The following is a 16460-nucleotide window of genomic DNA, read 5'->3' as shown; positions in this document are numbered from 1 at the left end:
AGGTCTTTATTCGACGAGGGTCACCGGCGTGGCCACCGGCACCCGGGCAAAGAGTGCGATTACATCCGTGTTGCGCATGCGGATGCAGCCGTGCGACGCCGGCGCGCCCATGGGCTCGCTGTCCGGCGTGCCGTGAATATAAATAAAGCGCCGGAAACTATCCACGTCCGCGCCCTGATTGCGGCCCGGTTCCAGCCCCCCAAGCCACAAAATGCGACTCAGGATCCAGTCCCGGCCGGGGCGCTCGGCGGCCCGGGCCGGGTCGTAGATCTCGCCGTGGAAGCGGCGGCCCCGGAACACCGCCCCCGGGGGCAGGCGGTCGCCGATGCGCGCGCGCACCAGATGGCGCCCCAGGGGCGTGGCGTTGCTGCCCTGATGGCAACCGGCGCCGGCGGCGGCGGTGGACACCGGGTAAACGGTGGTGCCGCCACCCGCGCCGTCGAGCGTCAGGGTCTGGTCGGCCAGAGAAACGATGATGTGCATGGCGCAACGATACAGCAATCGTGCGCACGGCGGGAACGGCGGGAACCCTGTCGCGGCGGGGTCAGCCGCGAATGCCGCCGACCACGAACGGCAGCAACTGCTGGGTGATGCGGGCGGCGGTGATGTCGGTGTTGAAATCCTTCTTGCTGATGGTCTGCAGGGACTCCATGCCGGACAGGGTGAAAATCACCGCGCCCAGGCTGAAGTGCACGCGCAGGAACAGCTCCATGGGCGGCACCTCCGGCACCGCCGTGCGCAGCAGCGCCAGAAAGCGGCGGAACACGGCCCCGTAGTGCTCGCGCAGATAGGCGCGCAGGTGGTCCTGGGGCTGGCTGTAGGCCTGGCCGGAGAGCCGGAAGAAGATCATCGCCCGGCGCGGCTCGTCGCCGTGGGAGCCCAGCGCCAGCCGCGAGGCCACGCCGAACAGCTTCTCCAGGTCGGCGGCGCCCTGCCCCTCCAGCTCCTGGAGCTTGGCGTCCAGGGCCTGGCAGAATGGCGTCAGGTAGCGCTCGAACACCGCCTGGATCAGCGCTTCCTTGGAACCGAAGTGGTAATTCACCGCCGCCAGATTGACGCCGGCCCGGCTGGTGATGGCGCGCAGGCTGGTCTCGGCGAATCCCTTCTGGGCGAACAGCACTTCCGCCGCATCGAGGATGCGCTGGACGGTATCGGACTGAGACATGGCACCTCGCGCCGGACAGGTCGGAAAACAAACGTTTGAAACATACGTTTGGCCGCCGGGCAGGTCAAGGGACGGACGGCGCCATCGCGGTCGCCGTCAGCCGGGACGGTCGCGTTTGCGCAGCCGACGGCTCCAGCGCTGTTTGGCGTAACGGCGCAGGTTGGAGACGTTGTCGGTCTCGTCCATGATCTCCTGGCCGAGAATGGTCTCGATCACGTCCTCCATGGTGATCAGCCCCACCCAGGTGCCCAGCTCGTCGTAGACCATGCCCAGGTGCTGCCGCTGGCGCAGCATCTCGCCGAACACGTACTCGATGTTCATGGTCGACCGATAGGGCGTCATGCCGCGCATCACTTCGCCGATCTTGCGGCTGCCTTCCATATCCAGCAGATCGCTCTTGTGCACATAGCCCAGGGCCTCGTCATGCTCGTTGATCACCGGGTAGCGGGAAAACGGCTGGTTCACCAGTTGCTGGCGCACCGGGTCGACGGTGTCGTCCGGGCGCAGGCTGCGCACCACGGTGCGCGGCGTCATCACCTTACCGACCTTGATCTCGTGCAGGTTGAGGATGTTGGTGATCACCCGGCGCTCGTCCTCGTCCAGGGCCTGCTGGTCGCGACCGATCTCCGCCATCGCCTTGAGCTCGGCGCGGATGTCGGTGTCCGGTTCACCGGTGCCGAACTGGCGGGTGACCAGCTTGGAGAGCCACACGAACGGCTTGAGCACCAGCACCATGACGCGCAGCACCGGCGGCAGCGCCGGCGCCAGGGAGCGCCAGTATTTGGCGCCGATGGTCTTGGGGATGATCTCCGAGAAGATCAGGATCACCAGGGTCATCACCGCCGAGGCCACGCCCAGGTAGGCTTCGCCGAACACCACCGCCACCTGGGCGCCGACGCCGGTGGCGCCGGCGGTGTGGGCCACGGTGTTGAGGGTCAGAATCGCCGCCAGCGGGTCGTCGATGTCGTCCTTGAGACGGCGCAGACGGCGGAACAGAACGGGCTTCTCGTCCCTCAGCCCGGCGATGTAGCTGGGAGTGATGGACAACAGGGCGGCTTCAAGAATGGAACACAGAAAAGAAAAACCGATGGAGACGGCGGCAAAAACGATCAGCAGTGTCATCAATATCGGGCGTGGCCAGGGGGCACCGCTATTTTGGCCGGCGGCTCGGGGTGGTAAGGGTCACCATTCTTCCATGTAGGCAGCGCATTGCTCAATCAGTTCCGCCACCCGCTCGGCGGCGCCGGCCAGCCGCTCCAGGTCGCCCTGGGCCAGCGGCGCGTAGGGATCCTCGGCGCGCAGGCTGAGGGCGTCCCGTTCCTCCGGCGCGGTGGGCCGCCGGGCCAGGCCGGCGGCGCCCACGGCGGCGCGCATTTCCTGGTCCAGCCAGCAGACCAGGTCGGCGCGGTCCGCCCGGGCCCGGGCCAGCAGGCCCATTTCCGGGGCCTGCACGGCGGCGGCGGCGAACGCCTGCTCCAGGGCCGCCAGACTGATCAGGTCCTCGTAGCCGCGCACCTGGTAGCTGCGCGCCGCCTGGCGGGCGATGCCCACCAGCACCGAGTACAGGTGAAACACCACGCCGCCGCGCAGCGCCAGCCGCGGCCCCGCCGCCGCCTCCGGGTCGGCGTTCAGGGTTTTCAACAGACTGCGGGCGAAGAACAGCCGCTCACGCAGGCCGCTGATTTCGCTTTCTCGCACCATTCGGGACATGGTCGGCCCCTCAACCGCGCCGCGAGGCGGCTTTCTTCTTCGCCGCGGCCTTTTTCTTTTTGGCCGCCGCTTTTTTCTTGGGCGCGGCTTTCTTCTCTTCCACGTCCCAGTGACCGTCGCGGTAGAAGGCGTACCAGCCGGTGGGCTTGCCGTCTTCCTCGGTCATCACGTACTGCTCCTTGGCCTTGCGGCTGTAGCGCAGCATCGCCTTGCGGCCCTTACTGTCCTCGGCGGGGGCCTCGGCCAGGTATTTGTGCTTGGGATCCAGCTTGTCGGCAACGGACTGGATTTCCTCCACCAGCGGCGCCCGGGTTTCCCGGTTCTTGGGAAACTGGCTGGCGGCCAGGAACAGGCCGGAGGCGCCGTCGCGCAGCAAATAGTGGTCGTCCACCTTCTCGCACTTGAGGTGCGGCATGTCGATGGGGTCGGCGCGGGGCGGCGCCGGCTCACCGTTCTTGAGCAGCTTGCGGGTATTGCCGCAGTCGTCGTTGGTGCACTTGAAGAACTTGCCGAACCGACCGGTGCGCAGTTGCATTTCGTTGCCGCACTTCTCGCACTCCAGGGTCGGGCCGTCGTAGCCCTTGATGCGGAACTCGCCCGGTTCCACCACGTAGCCGTCGCAGTCCGGGTTGTTGCCACAGATGTGCAGCTTGCGCTTCTCGTCGATCAGGTAGGATTCCATGGCCGTGCCGCATTTCGGGCAACGCTTCTTGCGACGCAGCTCGTTGGTTTCCGCTTCCTCGTCGTCGTCGGCGCGTACCGCTTCCTCACCGGGCAGCAGGTTGAGCGTGGCGGTGCAGCGCTCCTTCGGCGGCAGGCTGTAGCCGGAGCAACCGAGAAACACGCCGGTGGAGCCGGTGCGAATCTGCATCGGCCGGCCGCACTTGGGGCACTCGATGTCGGTGTCGGTGGGCAGGTTGGCGCGCATGCCGCCCTTGGCCTGCTTGCCGCTGCCCTCGCCCTGGGCGGCTTCCAGCTTGGCCAGGAAGTCCCGGTAGAACTCGTCGAGCACGTCGCGCCAGCCGCGCTTGCCCTCGGCGATCTCGTCCAGGGTTTCTTCCATCTCGGCGGTGAAGTTGTAGTCCATCAGATGGGGGAAGTTTTCCACCAGCCGGTCGGTGACGATGTCGCCCATTTTCTCGGCGTAGAAGCGGCGGTTGTCCTGCCGCACATAGCCCCGGTCCTGAATCGTGGAAATGATCGCCGCGTAGGTGGACGGGCGGCCGATGCCGCGTTTTTCCAGTTCCTTGACCAGGCTGGCCTCGGTGTAGCGGGCCGGCGGCTTGGTGAAGTGCTGGGTGGCCTCGATGTCGTCCACCGCCAGCACGTCGCCCTGCTTGAGGTCCGGCAGCACGGTGTCTTCCTGGCCCTTGCGCGAGGCCTGGGGCTGGATACGGGTCCAGCCGTCGAATTTGAGAATGCGACCACGGGCTTTCAGCTCGTAGCCGTCCGCTTCCGCCGTGATCGTCGTGCTCAGGTATTCCGCCGGCGGCATCTGGCAGGCGATGAACTGGCGGCGGATCAGCTCGTAGAGGCGCTGGGCGTCGCGCTCCATGTCCTTCAGGCCGCTGGCTTCGCGCTTCACGTCGGACGGGCGGATCGCTTCGTGGGCTTCCTGGGCGCCCTCGCGGCTGGAATAGCTGATCGGCTTCTCGGGCAGGTACTGGCTGCCCAGTTGGTCGTCGATCCAGGCGCGGCACTCATTGACCGCGTCGGCGCTCAGGTTGGTGGAATCGGTCCGCATGTAGGTGATGTGGCCGGCCTCGTAGAGGCGCTGGGCCATCATCATGGTTTTCTTCACGCCGAAGCCCAGCCGGGTGCTGGCCGCCTGCTGCAGGGTGGAGGTGATGAACGGCGCCGGCGGCTTGGAGCGGGTGGGCCGCTCCTCGCGCTGGGTGATGGTCAGCTGGCCGGCGGCCTTCAGGGCGGCGCGGTGCTTCGCCGCGTCGTCGCCGTTGTTGGGGCGGAAATTGTCGCCGTTGTGGCGGGTCACCTGCAGGCGGATCTCGTCACTGGCCTTGGCGGTGCTGTGGGTGTCCGCGTGCAGCTCCCAGAATTCCTCCGGGGTAAAGGCGCGGATCTCGCGCTCGCGCTCCACCACCAGCTCCACCGCCACCGACTGCACGCGGCCGGCGGACAGGCCCCGGGCGATCTTTTCCCACAGCAGCGGCGAGATCATGAAGCCCACCACCCGGTCCAGGAAGCGACGGGCCTGCTGGGCTTCCACCCGGCTCATGTCCAGCTTGCCGGGTTTCTCGAAGGCGGCCTGAATGGCCTTCTTGGTGATCTCGTTGAACACCACCCGGTCGAACCGCTCGCCCTCGCCGCCGATCACTTCCCGCAGGTGCCAGGCAATGGCCTCCCCTTCGCGGTCCAAGTCAGTGGCCAGGTAGATGCGGTCGGCATTGGCGGCCAGACGCTTGAGCTCGTCGATGACCTTTTCCTTGCCGGGCAGGATTTCGTAATGGGCGTCCCAGTCGTGTTCCGGGTCCACCCCCATGCGGTTGATCAGCTGGGCCTGGGCCTTCTTCTTTTTATAGGCTTCCCGTTCTTCCTTGGGCAGTGACCGGGTATAGGCGGCCTCCTTGGCACGCTCCTTGGGCGTGGTCTTCTTGGCGCCGCCGCTCACCGGCAGGTCGCGCACATGGCCGACACTGGACTTGACCACGAAGTCGTCGCCCAGATAGCGGTTGATGGTCTTGGCCTTGGCCGGCGACTCCACGATTACAAGGGACTTACCCATTCGTTGCTCACCCGATCATGATGCGGATATCCAAAAGAAACCTCCGTAAAACCCGTGGGCCGCACGGGATCGCCGTGCCGGTCCAAGTGTCCGGAGGTGCCGCCGGGCGGCCTTCACGGCCCCGGCGGGCGCCTATTTAGACAGCGCCGGTATTGTCCGGTCAAGCGCGGACCGCCCGGCGGGCCCCGACCGGGTGCCCGCCGGCGGCCGCCGTCAAGGCCGCCGAAGCCGCGCCAGGCAAGGCTTTGCCGCCCTCGCCGGGCACCCTTCAACGGCGGGCTGGCGGCGGGCGCCGGGCAAGTTATACTCGGAAGCGACACCGAGCCACTGGAGAAACATCGTGTCCGCACCCTATCGCAAGGTCCTGGTGGCCATCGACTGCAGCGACGAGTCCGCGGAAGTGCTGGCCCGCGCCGCCGGCGTGATCGCCGGCACCGAGGGCGAACTGCATCTGATCCATGTGATCGAGCCGCTGGCGCTGGCCTACGGCGCCGACGTGCCCATGGACGTGACCGACCTGCAGAGCGGCCTGGTCAAGCAGGCGCGGGAAACCGCCTGCAACTACGCGCGCCAATATCAGGTGCCCAAGGAACGGGTGCATGTGGAGCTGGGCTCCATCGAGAAGACCATCGTCGACAAGGCCGACGGCCTGGACGCCGATCTGATCGTGGTGGGCAGCCACACCCGCAGCGGCCTGGCCCTGCTGCTGGGCTCCACCGCCCGCGGCCTGGTGCCCGGCGCCCACTGCGACGTGCTGGCGGTGAAGATGGATCGCAAGAAGAAGGAATAGACCGGGCCGGCCGGTCAGGTGAGCTGGGCGTTGCCGGTGGTCCCCGGCGGGCGATGATTCCACCGGTACAGCAAATCCGCCAGGGCCCGGGCCTGGTCCCGCAATGAGGCCAGTTCCGCCTCGCTGTCCCGCTCGCCGGTGAACACCGGCACCTTGCGCAGGTCGGCGGCCAGGCCGGCGTCCGGGCTCTGCATGCGCCGCACCTCCACCGCCCAGCGGATCTGGTGCACCAGCATGTGAAAAAACGCCAATCGCGTGGCCAGGGTATAGGGCGTGTCGCGATCGTCGTCGAAATCATTGAAATCCAGCCTGGCCAGCACCGCTTCCCGGGCCGCGTCCGCCACCTGGATGGTGGCGCTGCGGGCGCGCCGCAGCAACAGTGAAAGAGTGCCGAACACCTCCCCCGGCGACACGTAATAAAGCACCGCGTGCGGCGGCGCATCGTCCAGTACCACCAGCTGGCCGCGCAGCAGAAAATACAGGCTGGACTCCACCTCCCCGGCGCGGATCACGGTGTCCCCGGGGGCCGCCTCGACCAGTTCGGTGCGCGCCAGCAACCGCGACCGCTGGGCCGGATCGTCCCGGGCCACCTCATTGAAAAACGGCACGCCGGCAAGCAGTGTCTCCACCCGTGACCGGTCCGTTTGCTGCCAGTTCGCCTGTCGCATCGGTTCCCTTCTCCCCCCTGATGGGCTCCATGGTACTTCCAAAAACACTGGACATATAATACTGTTCATATTATCAGTGTCCGAGACACTCCAGGAGAACGTTATGAGCAGCACGCTAACCGCACGCCAGCAACAGGTGCTGGACTGCATCCGCGACTCGCGGCTGGAAACCGGCATGGCCCCGACCCGGGCGGAAATCGCCGAGCGCATGGGCTTCCAGTCCAAGAACGCCGCCTCCGATCACCTGCGGGCGCTGGAACGCAAGGGTTACATCCGTCTGCACAGCGACCGCTCCCGCGGCATCCAGCTGCTGGAAGCGGCGCTGGAGCACGAGGACGAGCTGCCGGTGGTGGGCAGGGTGGCCGCCGGCACGCCCATCGAGGCCATCGAGAACGTGGAGCGCACCGTGCCGGTGCCCCAGGGCCTGTTCCGGCAGCGCCCCACCTACCTGCTCAAGGTGCAGGGCGACAGTATGATCGACGCCGGCATCTTCGACGGCGACCTGATCGCGGTGCGCAAAAGCCAGACCGCCCTGTCCGGCGAGATCGTGGTGGCGCGCATTGACGACGAGGTCACGGTGAAAACCCTTAAACTGAACAAGTCCAACGCCACCCTGCTGCCGGCCAACGAGGCCTACGAGCCGATCCGGGTGCCGGCGGACGAACTGATGATCGAAGGTGTTTTCGTGGGACTGATCCGTGATCCGAACCGTCACTAGAAAGATCGCCGCCGCCCTGTGCCTGGCCGGGTTGATGCTCGCCATGACGGTGTCGGCCGGCTGCCAGGGCGCCCGAGAAGAGGCCCGAATCCAGAGTACTGAAAGGTCAGTGGAGAGACCGATTATGTCGGACACCCGTTTGCTTGCCCCCTGTCCGTCGTCACCGAATTGCGTGTCCAGCCTGGCGGATGACGACCGCCATCGGGTGGCGCCCCTGCCCGGCGCCGGCACCCGTGCCGACAGCCTGGCGCTGCTCGACGCGGTGCTGGAGGACTGGCCCCGGGTCAGCCACCGGGCGGTGGGACCCGCCCGGGTGGAGGCCCGCTTCACCACCCGCATCCTGCGGTTCGTGGACGATGTGACCTTCTATGTGCACGAGGACGGCGTCATCGAAGTACGCTCCGCCTCGCGCATCGGCTATTGGGATCTGGGCGCCAACCGGCGTCGCGTGGAAGACCTGCGCGAGCAGCTGGAGGCCCGGCTGCAGCCCACGCCCCGCCCCGCTTCATGAGTATCACGGCAGGCACCCCGACCGCCCGCTGGGCGGACATCGGCGTCAATCTGGGCGACCGGCAGTTTCGCGATGACGGCGAGGCGGTGCTGGAGCGTGCCCGCCAGGCCGGCGTCGAGCTGATGCTGCTGACCGGCACCAGCGTGGCGGAGTCCCGGCAGGCCCTGGCTCTGTGCCGGGACTTTCCCGACCGGGGGCTGCTGGCCACCGCCGGCGTGCACCCGCACAACGCGCGCTGCTTCGACGATGACGCCCGGGCGGAACTGGCCGGGCTGCTGGACCAGCCGGAAGTGGCCGCCGCCGGGGAGATGGGCCTGGACTTCAACCGGGACTTTTCACCCCGCCCGGACCAGGAGAAAGCGTTCGAGAGCCAGCTGGCGCTGGCGGCGGACAAGCAGCTGCCGGTGTTTCTGCATCAGCGCGACGCCCATCCGCGCTTTCTGCCCCTGCTGCGCGCCTGGCGCGACCGGCTGCCCGCCGCCGTGGTGCACTGTTTCACCGACCAGCGCCGGCCGCTCTACGACTATCTGGACCTGGACTGCTACATCGGCATCACCGGCTGGGTGTGCGACGAGCGGCGCGGCAAGGACCTGGCCGCGCTGGTGCCGGACATTCCCGCCGACCGGCTGCTGGTGGAAACGGACGCGCCCTATCTGCTGCCCCGGGACCTGCCGGAGGCACCGGCGGTGAAACGCCGCAACGAGCCCTGCCATCTGCCCTGGATCGGCCGCCGGCTGGCGGCGCTGCGCGGTGAGGAGGAAGCGGAGCTGGCGGCCCGCACTCTGGCCAATACCTACCGTTTTTTGAACCTGCCAGCTCCGGATCGCGACTGAAGTCGCGATCCTTCTTCAGGCGCGGTCCGCCCGCCAGTTGAAGTCCACTTCCAGCGGCGGCGCCGGCTCGCCTTCCGGCTGGCCGGCCATTTCCGCATAGGGCGATTGGTGCAGCAGCACCGCCCGGTCGGTGGTCATGCGGCTGAGCACGTTGTTGGCGTGTTCCGGGCCGTTGAAACGCACGATCCGGCCTTGCTCGTCCACCACCTGGTACAGCACACCGTCGATTTCCACCTGCACGATGCAGATGGAAATCACCACCGAACGCAGAATCACCTTGTCGACATGGCGGTTGGTCAGTTTCTTGACCGTGATCTTTTCCATGGTCACTCCAAAAAAAGTCGCGCCCGCCGGATCAGGGATCGGCGAGCAGCGCGCTCACGTCCAGCAATCCGAACGGCCAGCCCAGCTCCCGGTCGCCCCGGCGCAGCACCGGGATGCGCTCGCCGTATTCGGCGATCAGCATATCGTCCTCGGCGATGTCCACGGCGTGAAGCCGGGCGTCCGGGCGCACCGTGCGCACCAGCTCCTCGGCCTGCTCGCAAAGATGGCAGCCGAGGGTGGTATAGAGGGTCAGTTGCGGGGCGTCAGTCCTGGGCATGACGGATCGCGAAGCAGTGGTGAATGGCGCCGCCGCGCCGGAAGTCCTCCGGCAGGCTCCAGGCGGTCAGGTCCTCCACCGCGTACCAGCGGCGCAGTCTCTCTTCCAGTTCGAAGCGGCGGTAGTTGCAGGAAAAATACAGCACGCCGCCGGGCTCCAGCCGTTTCATGATGCGGCGGATCAGCTCGCCGTGCTGGTCCTGGACCACGAAATCGTCCCGGTCCTTGTTGTTGGAGAAGGTGGGCGGGTCGCAGAACACGATATCGAACTGCTCGCGGCATTCCTCCAGCCAGCCCATGGCGTCCGCACGCACCGTGGGGTGGCGGTCGGTGGCGAAGCCGTTCAGGGCCAGGTTGCAGCCGGCCCAGTCCAGATAGCGCCGCGAGGTGTCCACGGTCACCGCCCGGCGGGCGCCGCCCACCAGGGCCTGCACGGTGGCGGCGCCGGTATAGGCGAACAGATTGAGAAAGCGTTTGCCGGCGCTTTCCTGGGCGATGCGCAGGCGCATGGGCCGGTGGTCCAGAAACAGGCCGGTGTCCAGGTACTCCTCCAGGTTCACCAGCAAGCGGGCCTGGCCCTCGCGGACCACCCGGAAGCGTCCCTGGGTGGCCTGCTTCTGGTACTGGTTGCGGCCTTTCTGGCGCTCGCGGGTGCGCAGATGCACCTGCTCGCGGTGCACGCCCAGGGCGGCGCGGGTGGCGCTCACCGCCCACTGGCGGCGCTGGGCGGCCTTGTCCGGATCCACCGTGGACGGCGCCTTGAACTCCTGCACCAGCACCTGATCGCCGTACACGTCCACCGCCACGTTGAATTCCGGCAGGTCCCGGTCATAGAGCCGGTAGGCCTGGATGTCCTCCCGGTCGATCCAGCGGCGCAGGTGCTTGCCGTTCTTGCGCAGTCGGTTGAACAGCGGCGAGGCCGGCTCCGGCAGCTCGAAACCGGGCGTGTCGCCCACCTGCAGCGGCGTCTGGGGCAGCGGCGCCCGGGGCCGGCTGAGGCGGATAAAGTTGGTGAGCGCGCCGTTGCGCACCTTCCATTGGGACTCCAGGTCCATGCCGGCCCGGTCCAGGGCGGTGACCTCGGCGCCCAGCAGCACCGCCCGCCAGGCCGGGGCCTTCTCGCCCAGCAGCCGGCCCAGACCGGCGTACAGCCAAGCGGCCTGCTCCTGCTGATCCAGGCGTTCGCCCCAGGGCGGGTTGGTCACCACCAGCCCTTCGCGGCTGGCGAAATCCCGCGCCCGCAGGGCGCCCAGCTCCCGGCGTTCCAGGTGGATGGCACCCTCCACGCCGGCGCGCTCCGCGTTATGGCGGGCGTATTTGAGCGCGTCCGGGTCCGCGTCGAAACCTTTCAGGGCCGGCAGCGCCGCCTTGTTCTCCAGGCTGGCGGCGGCCTCGCGCAGGGCCTCCTCGGCCAGCGCCTGGCGGCAGCCCCGCCAATTGAGGAAACCGTAGTCCTTGCGCAACGCGCCCGGGGCCACGCCGGCGGCCATCCAGGCCGCCTCGATCAGCACCGTGCCGCTGCCGCAGAACGGGTCCATCAGCAATTCCGGGCGCGCTTCACGGTGCCAGTCGCCGGCGCGCAGCAGCGCCGCCGCCAGGTTCTCCCGCAGTGGCGCGCGGCCTCCGGCCAGCCGGTAACCGCGCCGGTGCAGGGGCTGGCCGGCCAGGTCCAGCCACAGCCGGGCGGTGTCGCTGTCCAGCCGTGCGCGCAGGGCGCTGGCGCCGCTCTCCCGGGGGCTGACGGTGATGTCCGGCGGCAGCGCCCGCAGCAGAAGCTTGCCGCTGACCCGGCTGTCGCCGCGCACGCCCTTGGCGTGGTCCAGGCTCAGGTGCACCGCGCCGCCGGGGGCCACCAGAGCGCGCCAGTCCACCGCCGCGGCCAGCTTCTCCGGGGCCTCTTCCGGGGCCACGGTCAGTTCCGCCAGGGGCAGCAACACCCGCTCCGCCAGCCGCGACCACAGGCACACCCGCAGGGCGTCCTGCTGGCGGCCGCTGATGCCCACATGGGCCTGGCCCTGATCCGTTACCGTCATGCCCAGTTCCGCCAGCTCATCGGCGAGCAGCGGGGCAAGGCCAGGCAGACAGGTGATCACGAAATCCATCGATTTTGCCTTTTAAGTACTTGATGGCGCTGATTTTTCAGCCCATTTCATCAAAGTGTCCATTATGCGTCATGCGCTTAACACGCGCTTTCATTATGGCCAGTTGTTATTCGACAGGCGCCCCCGGCTCTCGGATACTCAAGGTGAGGCTTTCGAGAACGTGCCGGTCGGGGCGGCGGTTTTTGTCCCGGCGAGCGCAGGTTCTTTCACTGCGATCGACGAAAAAGAGGACAGTGTCTATGAAGCGACAAAAACGCAACCGTGACGAGCGGGCCTACAGCCGGGGCTATCAGGCGGGCTTCAGAGGAAGACCCAGGGAATTCTGCCCTTTCGGCGCACTGGAGGCTCGCGGTAACTGGATGCGCGGATGGCGTGAAGGCCGCACCGACCAGATTCAGGGCATGGTCGGCGTCGCCGGCATACACACTCTCAGGGTTTAAAGGCTACACAGCGACCGCAACCCACTTAAAAGGACCTGACCGCAACAACCAGTCTTACCGATCAGCGCCGGCGCTTCGCGCGTCGACCCCACAGGGCCCCTCCCGGGCCCTTTTTAATGGGGCCAACCCCGCACAATCTCCCGGACCAATCCGGGCCCCTGATAGATCAGCCCCGAATAAACCTGCACCAGCTCCGCGCCCAGGCGCCGTTTGTCGAGGGCGTCGGCGTCGCTTTGGATGCCGCCCACGCCGATGATCGGCAGGCGGCCATCCAGGGCGCGGGCCATGGTCTCCAGGGCCCGGTCGGCGATGGGCTTGAGAGGGACGCCGCTCAGGCCGCCCTGCTCGCCGCCGTGGGTCAGACGCTCCACGCCGGGTCGCTCCAGGGTGGTGTTGCCCACGCACACCCCGTCGATGCCGTGGCGCACGAACGCCTCCGCCATGGCCGCCAGCTCATCCTCGCTGTTGTCCGGGGCGATCTTGATCACCAGGGGCACCCGTTTGCCGTTGTGCTGGTCCAGCCGGGTCTGCGCCTCGCGCAGGGTGCCGAGCAGCCCGTCCAGGGCCTCACCGTGCTGCAGGCTGCGCAGGCCCGGCGTGTTGGGGGAAGACACATTGACCACCAGGTAACTGGCCAGGGCGTGGACCTTTTCCTGGCAGATCAGATAGTCGTCCACCGCCCGCTCCACCGGGGTGTCCTTGTTCTTGCCGATATTGATGCCCAGCACGCCCTGATAGCGGCTGGCGCGCACATTGGCCACCAGGGCGTCCACGCCGTGGTTGTTGAAGCCCATGCGGTTGATGATGGCGCCGGCCTCGGGCAGGCGGAACAGGCGCGGCTTGGGATTGCCCGGCTGGGGCCGTGGCGTCACCGTGCCCACCTCCAGGAAACCGAAGCCCAGCTCGGCCAGCCCGTCGATGCAGTCGCCGTTCTTGTCGAGCCCGGCGGCCAATCCCACCGGATTGGGAAACGACAGCCCCATCACCGTCACCGGCCGCGCCGGCGGCGCGCCGGGCAGCAGCCGACCGGCGCCCCGGCGCAACAGGTCCAGGGTCAGGTCGTGGGCCTGTTCGGCGGACAGGGAAAACAGCAGAGGGCGGGCAAGGCGGTACAGCACGGGGGCGGCTCCAGACGAATCGGCGCGGGGAGTATACGCCAGCGACGCGGCGGGGGCACGGAGGGAGGATCGCGGCTGAAGCGGTACGCATCAGCCGCGATCGGGTCAGGCGTCGAGGATGCGGCCCAGCACCTCGGCCAGATTGGCGGAGGCGCCCGGGCGCAGCTCGCGCAGGGCGTCGCCGAGCTGTTGCGCCAGTCCCGGCTCCAGCCGTTTGAGGCGGGCGCCGCCGTTGGCCAGCCGGGCGGCGATCTGCGGGTTGATGCCGTCGAGCTTTTTCAGGGCCCGGGCAAACAGCCGGTAACCGCTGCCGTCCGGGGCATGGAAGGCGGAGGGGTTGGCGTTCACCAGGGTGGCGATCACCGCCCGCACCCGGTTGGGCAGGGTCCACTCGAAGGCCGGATGGGCCAGCAGCGCCTCCGCCCGGGCCACGGTGTCCGCGCCGGGTACCGTGGCCTGCACGCCGAACCACTGGTCCATCACCAGGGGTTCGTCCTTCCAGCGCTCGCCGAAGGCCTCCAGGGCGGCCTGGTGGCCGGGCAGCCGGTTGTGCACCAGGGCCCGCAGGGCGCCCAGTTCCTCGGTCATGCAGGTGGGCGCCGCCAGGGTGGCGCTGAGGTGCGCCACCAGCGGTTCCGGGTCCACCAGGCCGGCGCCGGCGGCGGCGGCCAGGTAGCCCAGTGCCACCTGACGCAGGCGGCGCCGGCCCATGGCCGCGCCGTCGCCCTGGTAGTCGCTTTCCCGGAGCCCTTCGGCCAGCCGCCACCAGGCGTCCGCCAGGGCCTCGCCCAGCGCCGCCCGCAGGCCGCTCACCGCGGCGTGCACCCGCTGCGGGTGCAGCGGCGTATGCCGGTCGCCCACCGCGTTCTCGGAGGGCAGGGTCAGCAGCAGCGCGGCCTGGGCCGGGTCCTCGTCGGCCCGGGCGATCACCTGTTCGATCACCGGCATCAGCCGGGGTACCTGATCCGCCGGCGTCTCGCCGCCCTCCACCACCCGCGCCAGGGCGGCGAAGTAGAGGCGCTGGGCCGCGTCCCACCGACAGAAGCCGTCGCTGTCGTGGGCCAGCAGGGTGTTGAGCTGGGTTTCGTCGAAGTCGTAACGCAGGGACACCGGCGCGGAAAAGCCGCGCAGCAGCGACGGGGTGGGCCGGGCCGCGACCGGGAAGCTGCGGGTTTCCCGGGCCTCGCGCAGGATCACCACGGTTTCCGTGCGACCCTGGTCGTCCAGCGGCAGGGCGGCGCCCTCGCCGTCCAGCAGCGCCAGCTTCACCGGCACCATCAGCGGTTGTTTGTCCGGCTGGCCCGGCGTGGCCGGGGTGTGCTGCTCGAAGGTGAGCCGGTATTCCCCGTCCCGGTATTCATCCTCGACGGTGAGCACCGGCGTGCCGGCCTGGGAGTACCAGCGTTTGAACTGCTCCAGATCCAGACCGGAGACCTGCTCCATGCAGGCGACGAAGTCGTCGCAGGTGACCGCCTGGCCGTCGAACCGCTCGAAGTACAGATCGGTGGCGCGGCGGAAGTCCCGCGCGCCCAGCAGCTCGCTTTGCATGCGCACGATCTCGGCGCCCTTCTCGTACACCGTCAGGGTGTAGAAGTTGTCGATTTTCTGGTACTCGGCGGGCCGCACCGGGTGGGCCATGGGGCCCTGGTCCTCGGGAAACTGGTTGTTGACCAGGAAGTCCACGTTCTCCACCCGCACCACCGCCCGGGAGTTCATGTCCGAGGAGAATTCCTGGTCCCGGAATACGGTGAAGCCTTCCTTGAGGCTGAGCTGGAACCAGTCCCGGCAGGTCACCCGGTTGCCGCTCCAGTTGTGGAAGTACTCGTGGGCGACCACCGATTCCACCCGCTCGAAACCGGCGTCGGTGGTGGTGGCCGGGTGGGCCAGCACGCAGGAGGTGTTGAAGATGTTGAGGCCCTTGTTCTCCATGGCGCCCATATTGAAATGGCTCACCGCCACGATCTGGAAGATGTCCAGGTCGTACTCGCGGCCGAACACCTTCTCGTCCCAGGCCATGGAGCGCTTGAGCGAATCCATGGCGTGGTCCAGCTTGTCCAGATCGCGGTGCTCGGCGTACAGGCGCAGGGCCACTTCACGGCCGGAGGCGGTGGTGAAGGTGTCCGCCAGGCAGGCCAGATCACCGGCCACCAGGGCGAACAGATAGCAGGGTTTGGGAAAGGGGTCTTCCCAGGTGGCGAAGTGGCGGCCGTCCGCCTCGTCGCCGGCGTCCACCGGGTTGCCGTTGGACAGCAGCAGCGGGTAGGCGCCCTTGTCCGCGTGGATGGTGGTGGTGAAGCGGCTGAGCACGTCCGGCCGGTCCGGGAAGAAGGTGATGCGGCGGAAGCCCTCCGCCTCGCACTGGGTGCAGTACATGCCGTTGGAGCGGTACAGGCCCTCCAGGGCGGTGTTCTTTTCCGGCTCGATGCGCACCACGGTGGTCAGCGAGAACGCCTCGGGCACGCCGGGGATGATCAGCCGGGGGCCGTCCAGGCGGTAGTCGTCGCCCGGGGCCAGCTCGCGACCGTCCAGCACCACCGAGCGCAGGTCCAGGTGTTCGCCGTCCAGCACCAGCTCGTCGGGGCGGTCGTCCCGATCCGGATTGCGCTCCACGTTCAGGTGGGCGGTGACCAGGGCGTGGCCGTCGCGCAGGTCCACGTCCAGGCGGGTGTCGGGCACCCGAAACGCCGGCGGCCGATAGTCCGCCAGTCGGGTGGCCGGGTTGGGTTGTCCATCTCTCATCAGTGATCTCCTTGGCGGCCCGCCGGTCGCAGGGAGACCGGCTGCTCGGACGTTTCGGCGTCGCCCTGGCTCTTGCAGTGGCTGGGCACGTAGCCGGTGCGCTCTTCCTCGGGCAGATTGCGCGCCTCCCAGGCGATCACCGCCTGCAGACACAACTGACGCTGTTCGTCGCTGACCTGGCGACCGTCCGGCCAGCGGCCGGTCTCCACGGCGGTGCGCATGTTGTGCCAGACCTCCAGGGTCATGGCATCGATCATCTGGTCAAAGGAAGGGGCGGAAGACATCGCGGATACCTGTCGAAAACGGTGCGTTATGGATGGGGG

At 68.0% G+C, this 16460-nt stretch carries 17 protein-coding genes; 5 read left to right on the top strand and 12 right to left on the bottom strand.

The annotated features are described in order from the left end of the window. Positions 1-6 precede the first annotated feature (6 nt). The 5 genes from ACLD0W_RS09565 to topA form a co-directional block, all read right to left on the bottom strand. Complete coding sequence (locus ACLD0W_RS09565) at positions 7-483, bottom strand: L,D-transpeptidase family protein (protein ID WP_410307252.1); 477 nt, start codon at positions 481-483, stop codon at positions 7-9. Positions 484-544: 61 nt separating this feature from the next. Then, complete coding sequence (locus ACLD0W_RS09560; RefSeq protein WP_204429208.1) at positions 545-1165, bottom strand: TetR/AcrR family transcriptional regulator; 621 nt, start codon at positions 1163-1165, stop codon at positions 545-547. 96 nt (positions 1166-1261) lie between these two features. Beyond that, a complete protein-coding gene (locus ACLD0W_RS09555; protein ID WP_410307251.1) occupies positions 1262-2287 on the bottom strand; it encodes a CNNM domain-containing protein in 1026 nt (341 codons plus the stop codon). A gap of 60 nt (positions 2288-2347) precedes the next feature. Next, positions 2348-2875: a hypothetical protein gene (locus ACLD0W_RS09550; RefSeq protein ID WP_410307250.1), complete on the bottom strand. Its 528-nt coding sequence runs from the start codon at positions 2873-2875 to the stop codon at positions 2348-2350. 10 nt (positions 2876-2885) lie between these two features. Continuing rightward, positions 2886-5618: a type I DNA topoisomerase gene (gene topA / locus ACLD0W_RS09545; RefSeq protein ID WP_410307249.1), complete on the bottom strand. Its 2733-nt coding sequence runs from the start codon at positions 5616-5618 to the stop codon at positions 2886-2888. Positions 5619-5958: 340 nt separating this feature from the next. On the opposite strand from topA, the gene ACLD0W_RS09540 reads away from it, so the two are divergent. Continuing rightward, positions 5959-6408, top strand: coding sequence for a universal stress protein (locus ACLD0W_RS09540; RefSeq protein WP_204429192.1), 450 nt, complete (start codon positions 5959-5961; stop codon positions 6406-6408). A gap of 14 nt (positions 6409-6422) precedes the next feature. On the opposite strand, the gene ACLD0W_RS09535 is transcribed toward ACLD0W_RS09540, so the two are convergent. Then, on the bottom strand, positions 6423-7076 hold the full coding sequence (locus ACLD0W_RS09535; RefSeq protein WP_410307248.1) for a cyclic nucleotide-binding domain-containing protein: 654 nt from the start codon (positions 7074-7076) through the stop codon (positions 6423-6425). 103 nt (positions 7077-7179) lie between these two features. Between ACLD0W_RS09535 and lexA the strand changes: the two genes are divergently transcribed. The 3 genes from lexA to ACLD0W_RS09520 all read left to right on the top strand — a co-directional run bounded on the left by lexA (position 7180) and on the right by ACLD0W_RS09520 (position 9138). After that, positions 7180-7794 (top strand): transcriptional repressor LexA, encoded by a 615-nt coding sequence (gene lexA / locus ACLD0W_RS09530; RefSeq protein WP_410307247.1) that lies wholly within the window; start codon positions 7180-7182, stop codon positions 7792-7794. Between the two features lie 124 nt (positions 7795-7918). Continuing rightward, positions 7919-8305: a DUF1499 domain-containing protein gene (locus tag ACLD0W_RS09525; protein WP_410307246.1), complete on the top strand. Its 387-nt coding sequence runs from the start codon at positions 7919-7921 to the stop codon at positions 8303-8305. Continuing rightward, positions 8302-9138, top strand: coding sequence for a TatD family hydrolase (locus ACLD0W_RS09520; RefSeq protein ID WP_410307245.1), 837 nt, complete (start codon positions 8302-8304; stop codon positions 9136-9138). Before ACLD0W_RS09525 ends, ACLD0W_RS09520 begins: the two co-directional genes overlap by 4 nt. 15 nt (positions 9139-9153) lie before the next feature. Here the strand turns inward: ACLD0W_RS09520 and ACLD0W_RS09515 are convergent, their stop codons facing one another. Genes ACLD0W_RS09515 through rlmKL form a run of 3 tightly spaced genes read right to left on the bottom strand, consistent with a single transcriptional unit; the run spans position 9154 to position 11840 of the window. Then, positions 9154-9462 carry a DUF6482 family protein gene (locus ACLD0W_RS09515; protein ID WP_410307244.1) on the bottom strand — a complete coding sequence of 103 codons (309 nt, stop codon included), beginning with the start codon at positions 9460-9462 and terminating at the stop codon, positions 9154-9156. Positions 9463-9493: 31 nt separating this feature from the next. After that, complete coding sequence (locus tag ACLD0W_RS09510; protein ID WP_410307243.1) at positions 9494-9739, bottom strand: glutaredoxin family protein; 246 nt, start codon at positions 9737-9739, stop codon at positions 9494-9496. Further along, positions 9726-11840 carry a bifunctional 23S rRNA (guanine(2069)-N(7))-methyltransferase RlmK/23S rRNA (guanine(2445)-N(2))-methyltransferase RlmL gene (gene rlmKL / locus ACLD0W_RS09505; protein WP_410307242.1) on the bottom strand — a complete coding sequence of 705 codons (2115 nt, stop codon included), beginning with the start codon at positions 11838-11840 and terminating at the stop codon, positions 9726-9728. Before rlmKL ends, ACLD0W_RS09510 begins: the two co-directional genes overlap by 14 nt. 239 nt (positions 11841-12079) lie before the next feature. Here rlmKL and rmf point away from each other — a divergent pair, with 239 nt between their 5' ends. Further along, positions 12080-12280: a ribosome modulation factor gene (rmf, locus tag ACLD0W_RS09500; RefSeq protein ID WP_138771230.1), complete on the top strand. Its 201-nt coding sequence runs from the start codon at positions 12080-12082 to the stop codon at positions 12278-12280. 113 nt (positions 12281-12393) lie between these two features. On the opposite strand, the gene ACLD0W_RS09495 is transcribed toward rmf, so the two are convergent. The 3 genes from ACLD0W_RS09495 to ACLD0W_RS09485 form a co-directional block, all read right to left on the bottom strand. Further along, on the bottom strand, positions 12394-13398 hold the full coding sequence (locus tag ACLD0W_RS09495; protein WP_410307241.1) for a quinone-dependent dihydroorotate dehydrogenase: 1005 nt from the start codon (positions 13396-13398) through the stop codon (positions 12394-12396). Positions 13399-13503: 105 nt separating this feature from the next. After that, complete coding sequence (gene pepN / locus ACLD0W_RS09490; protein ID WP_410307240.1) at positions 13504-16137, bottom strand: aminopeptidase N; 2634 nt, start codon at positions 16135-16137, stop codon at positions 13504-13506. Continuing rightward, entirely contained in the window at positions 16137-16421 is a 285-nt protein-coding gene (locus tag ACLD0W_RS09485; protein WP_410307239.1) for a DUF1315 family protein, read from the bottom strand. The genes pepN and ACLD0W_RS09485 overlap by 1 nt, the downstream gene beginning before the upstream one ends. Positions 16422-16460: the final 39 nt, after the last annotated feature.

The sequence above is a fragment of the Alloalcanivorax sp. C16-1 genome, from assembly GCF_046507805.1.
In the GTDB taxonomy this organism is placed as follows: Bacteria; Pseudomonadota; Gammaproteobacteria; order Pseudomonadales; family Alcanivoracaceae; genus Alloalcanivorax.
This window is presented reverse-complemented; position numbering and strand designations above follow the sequence as displayed.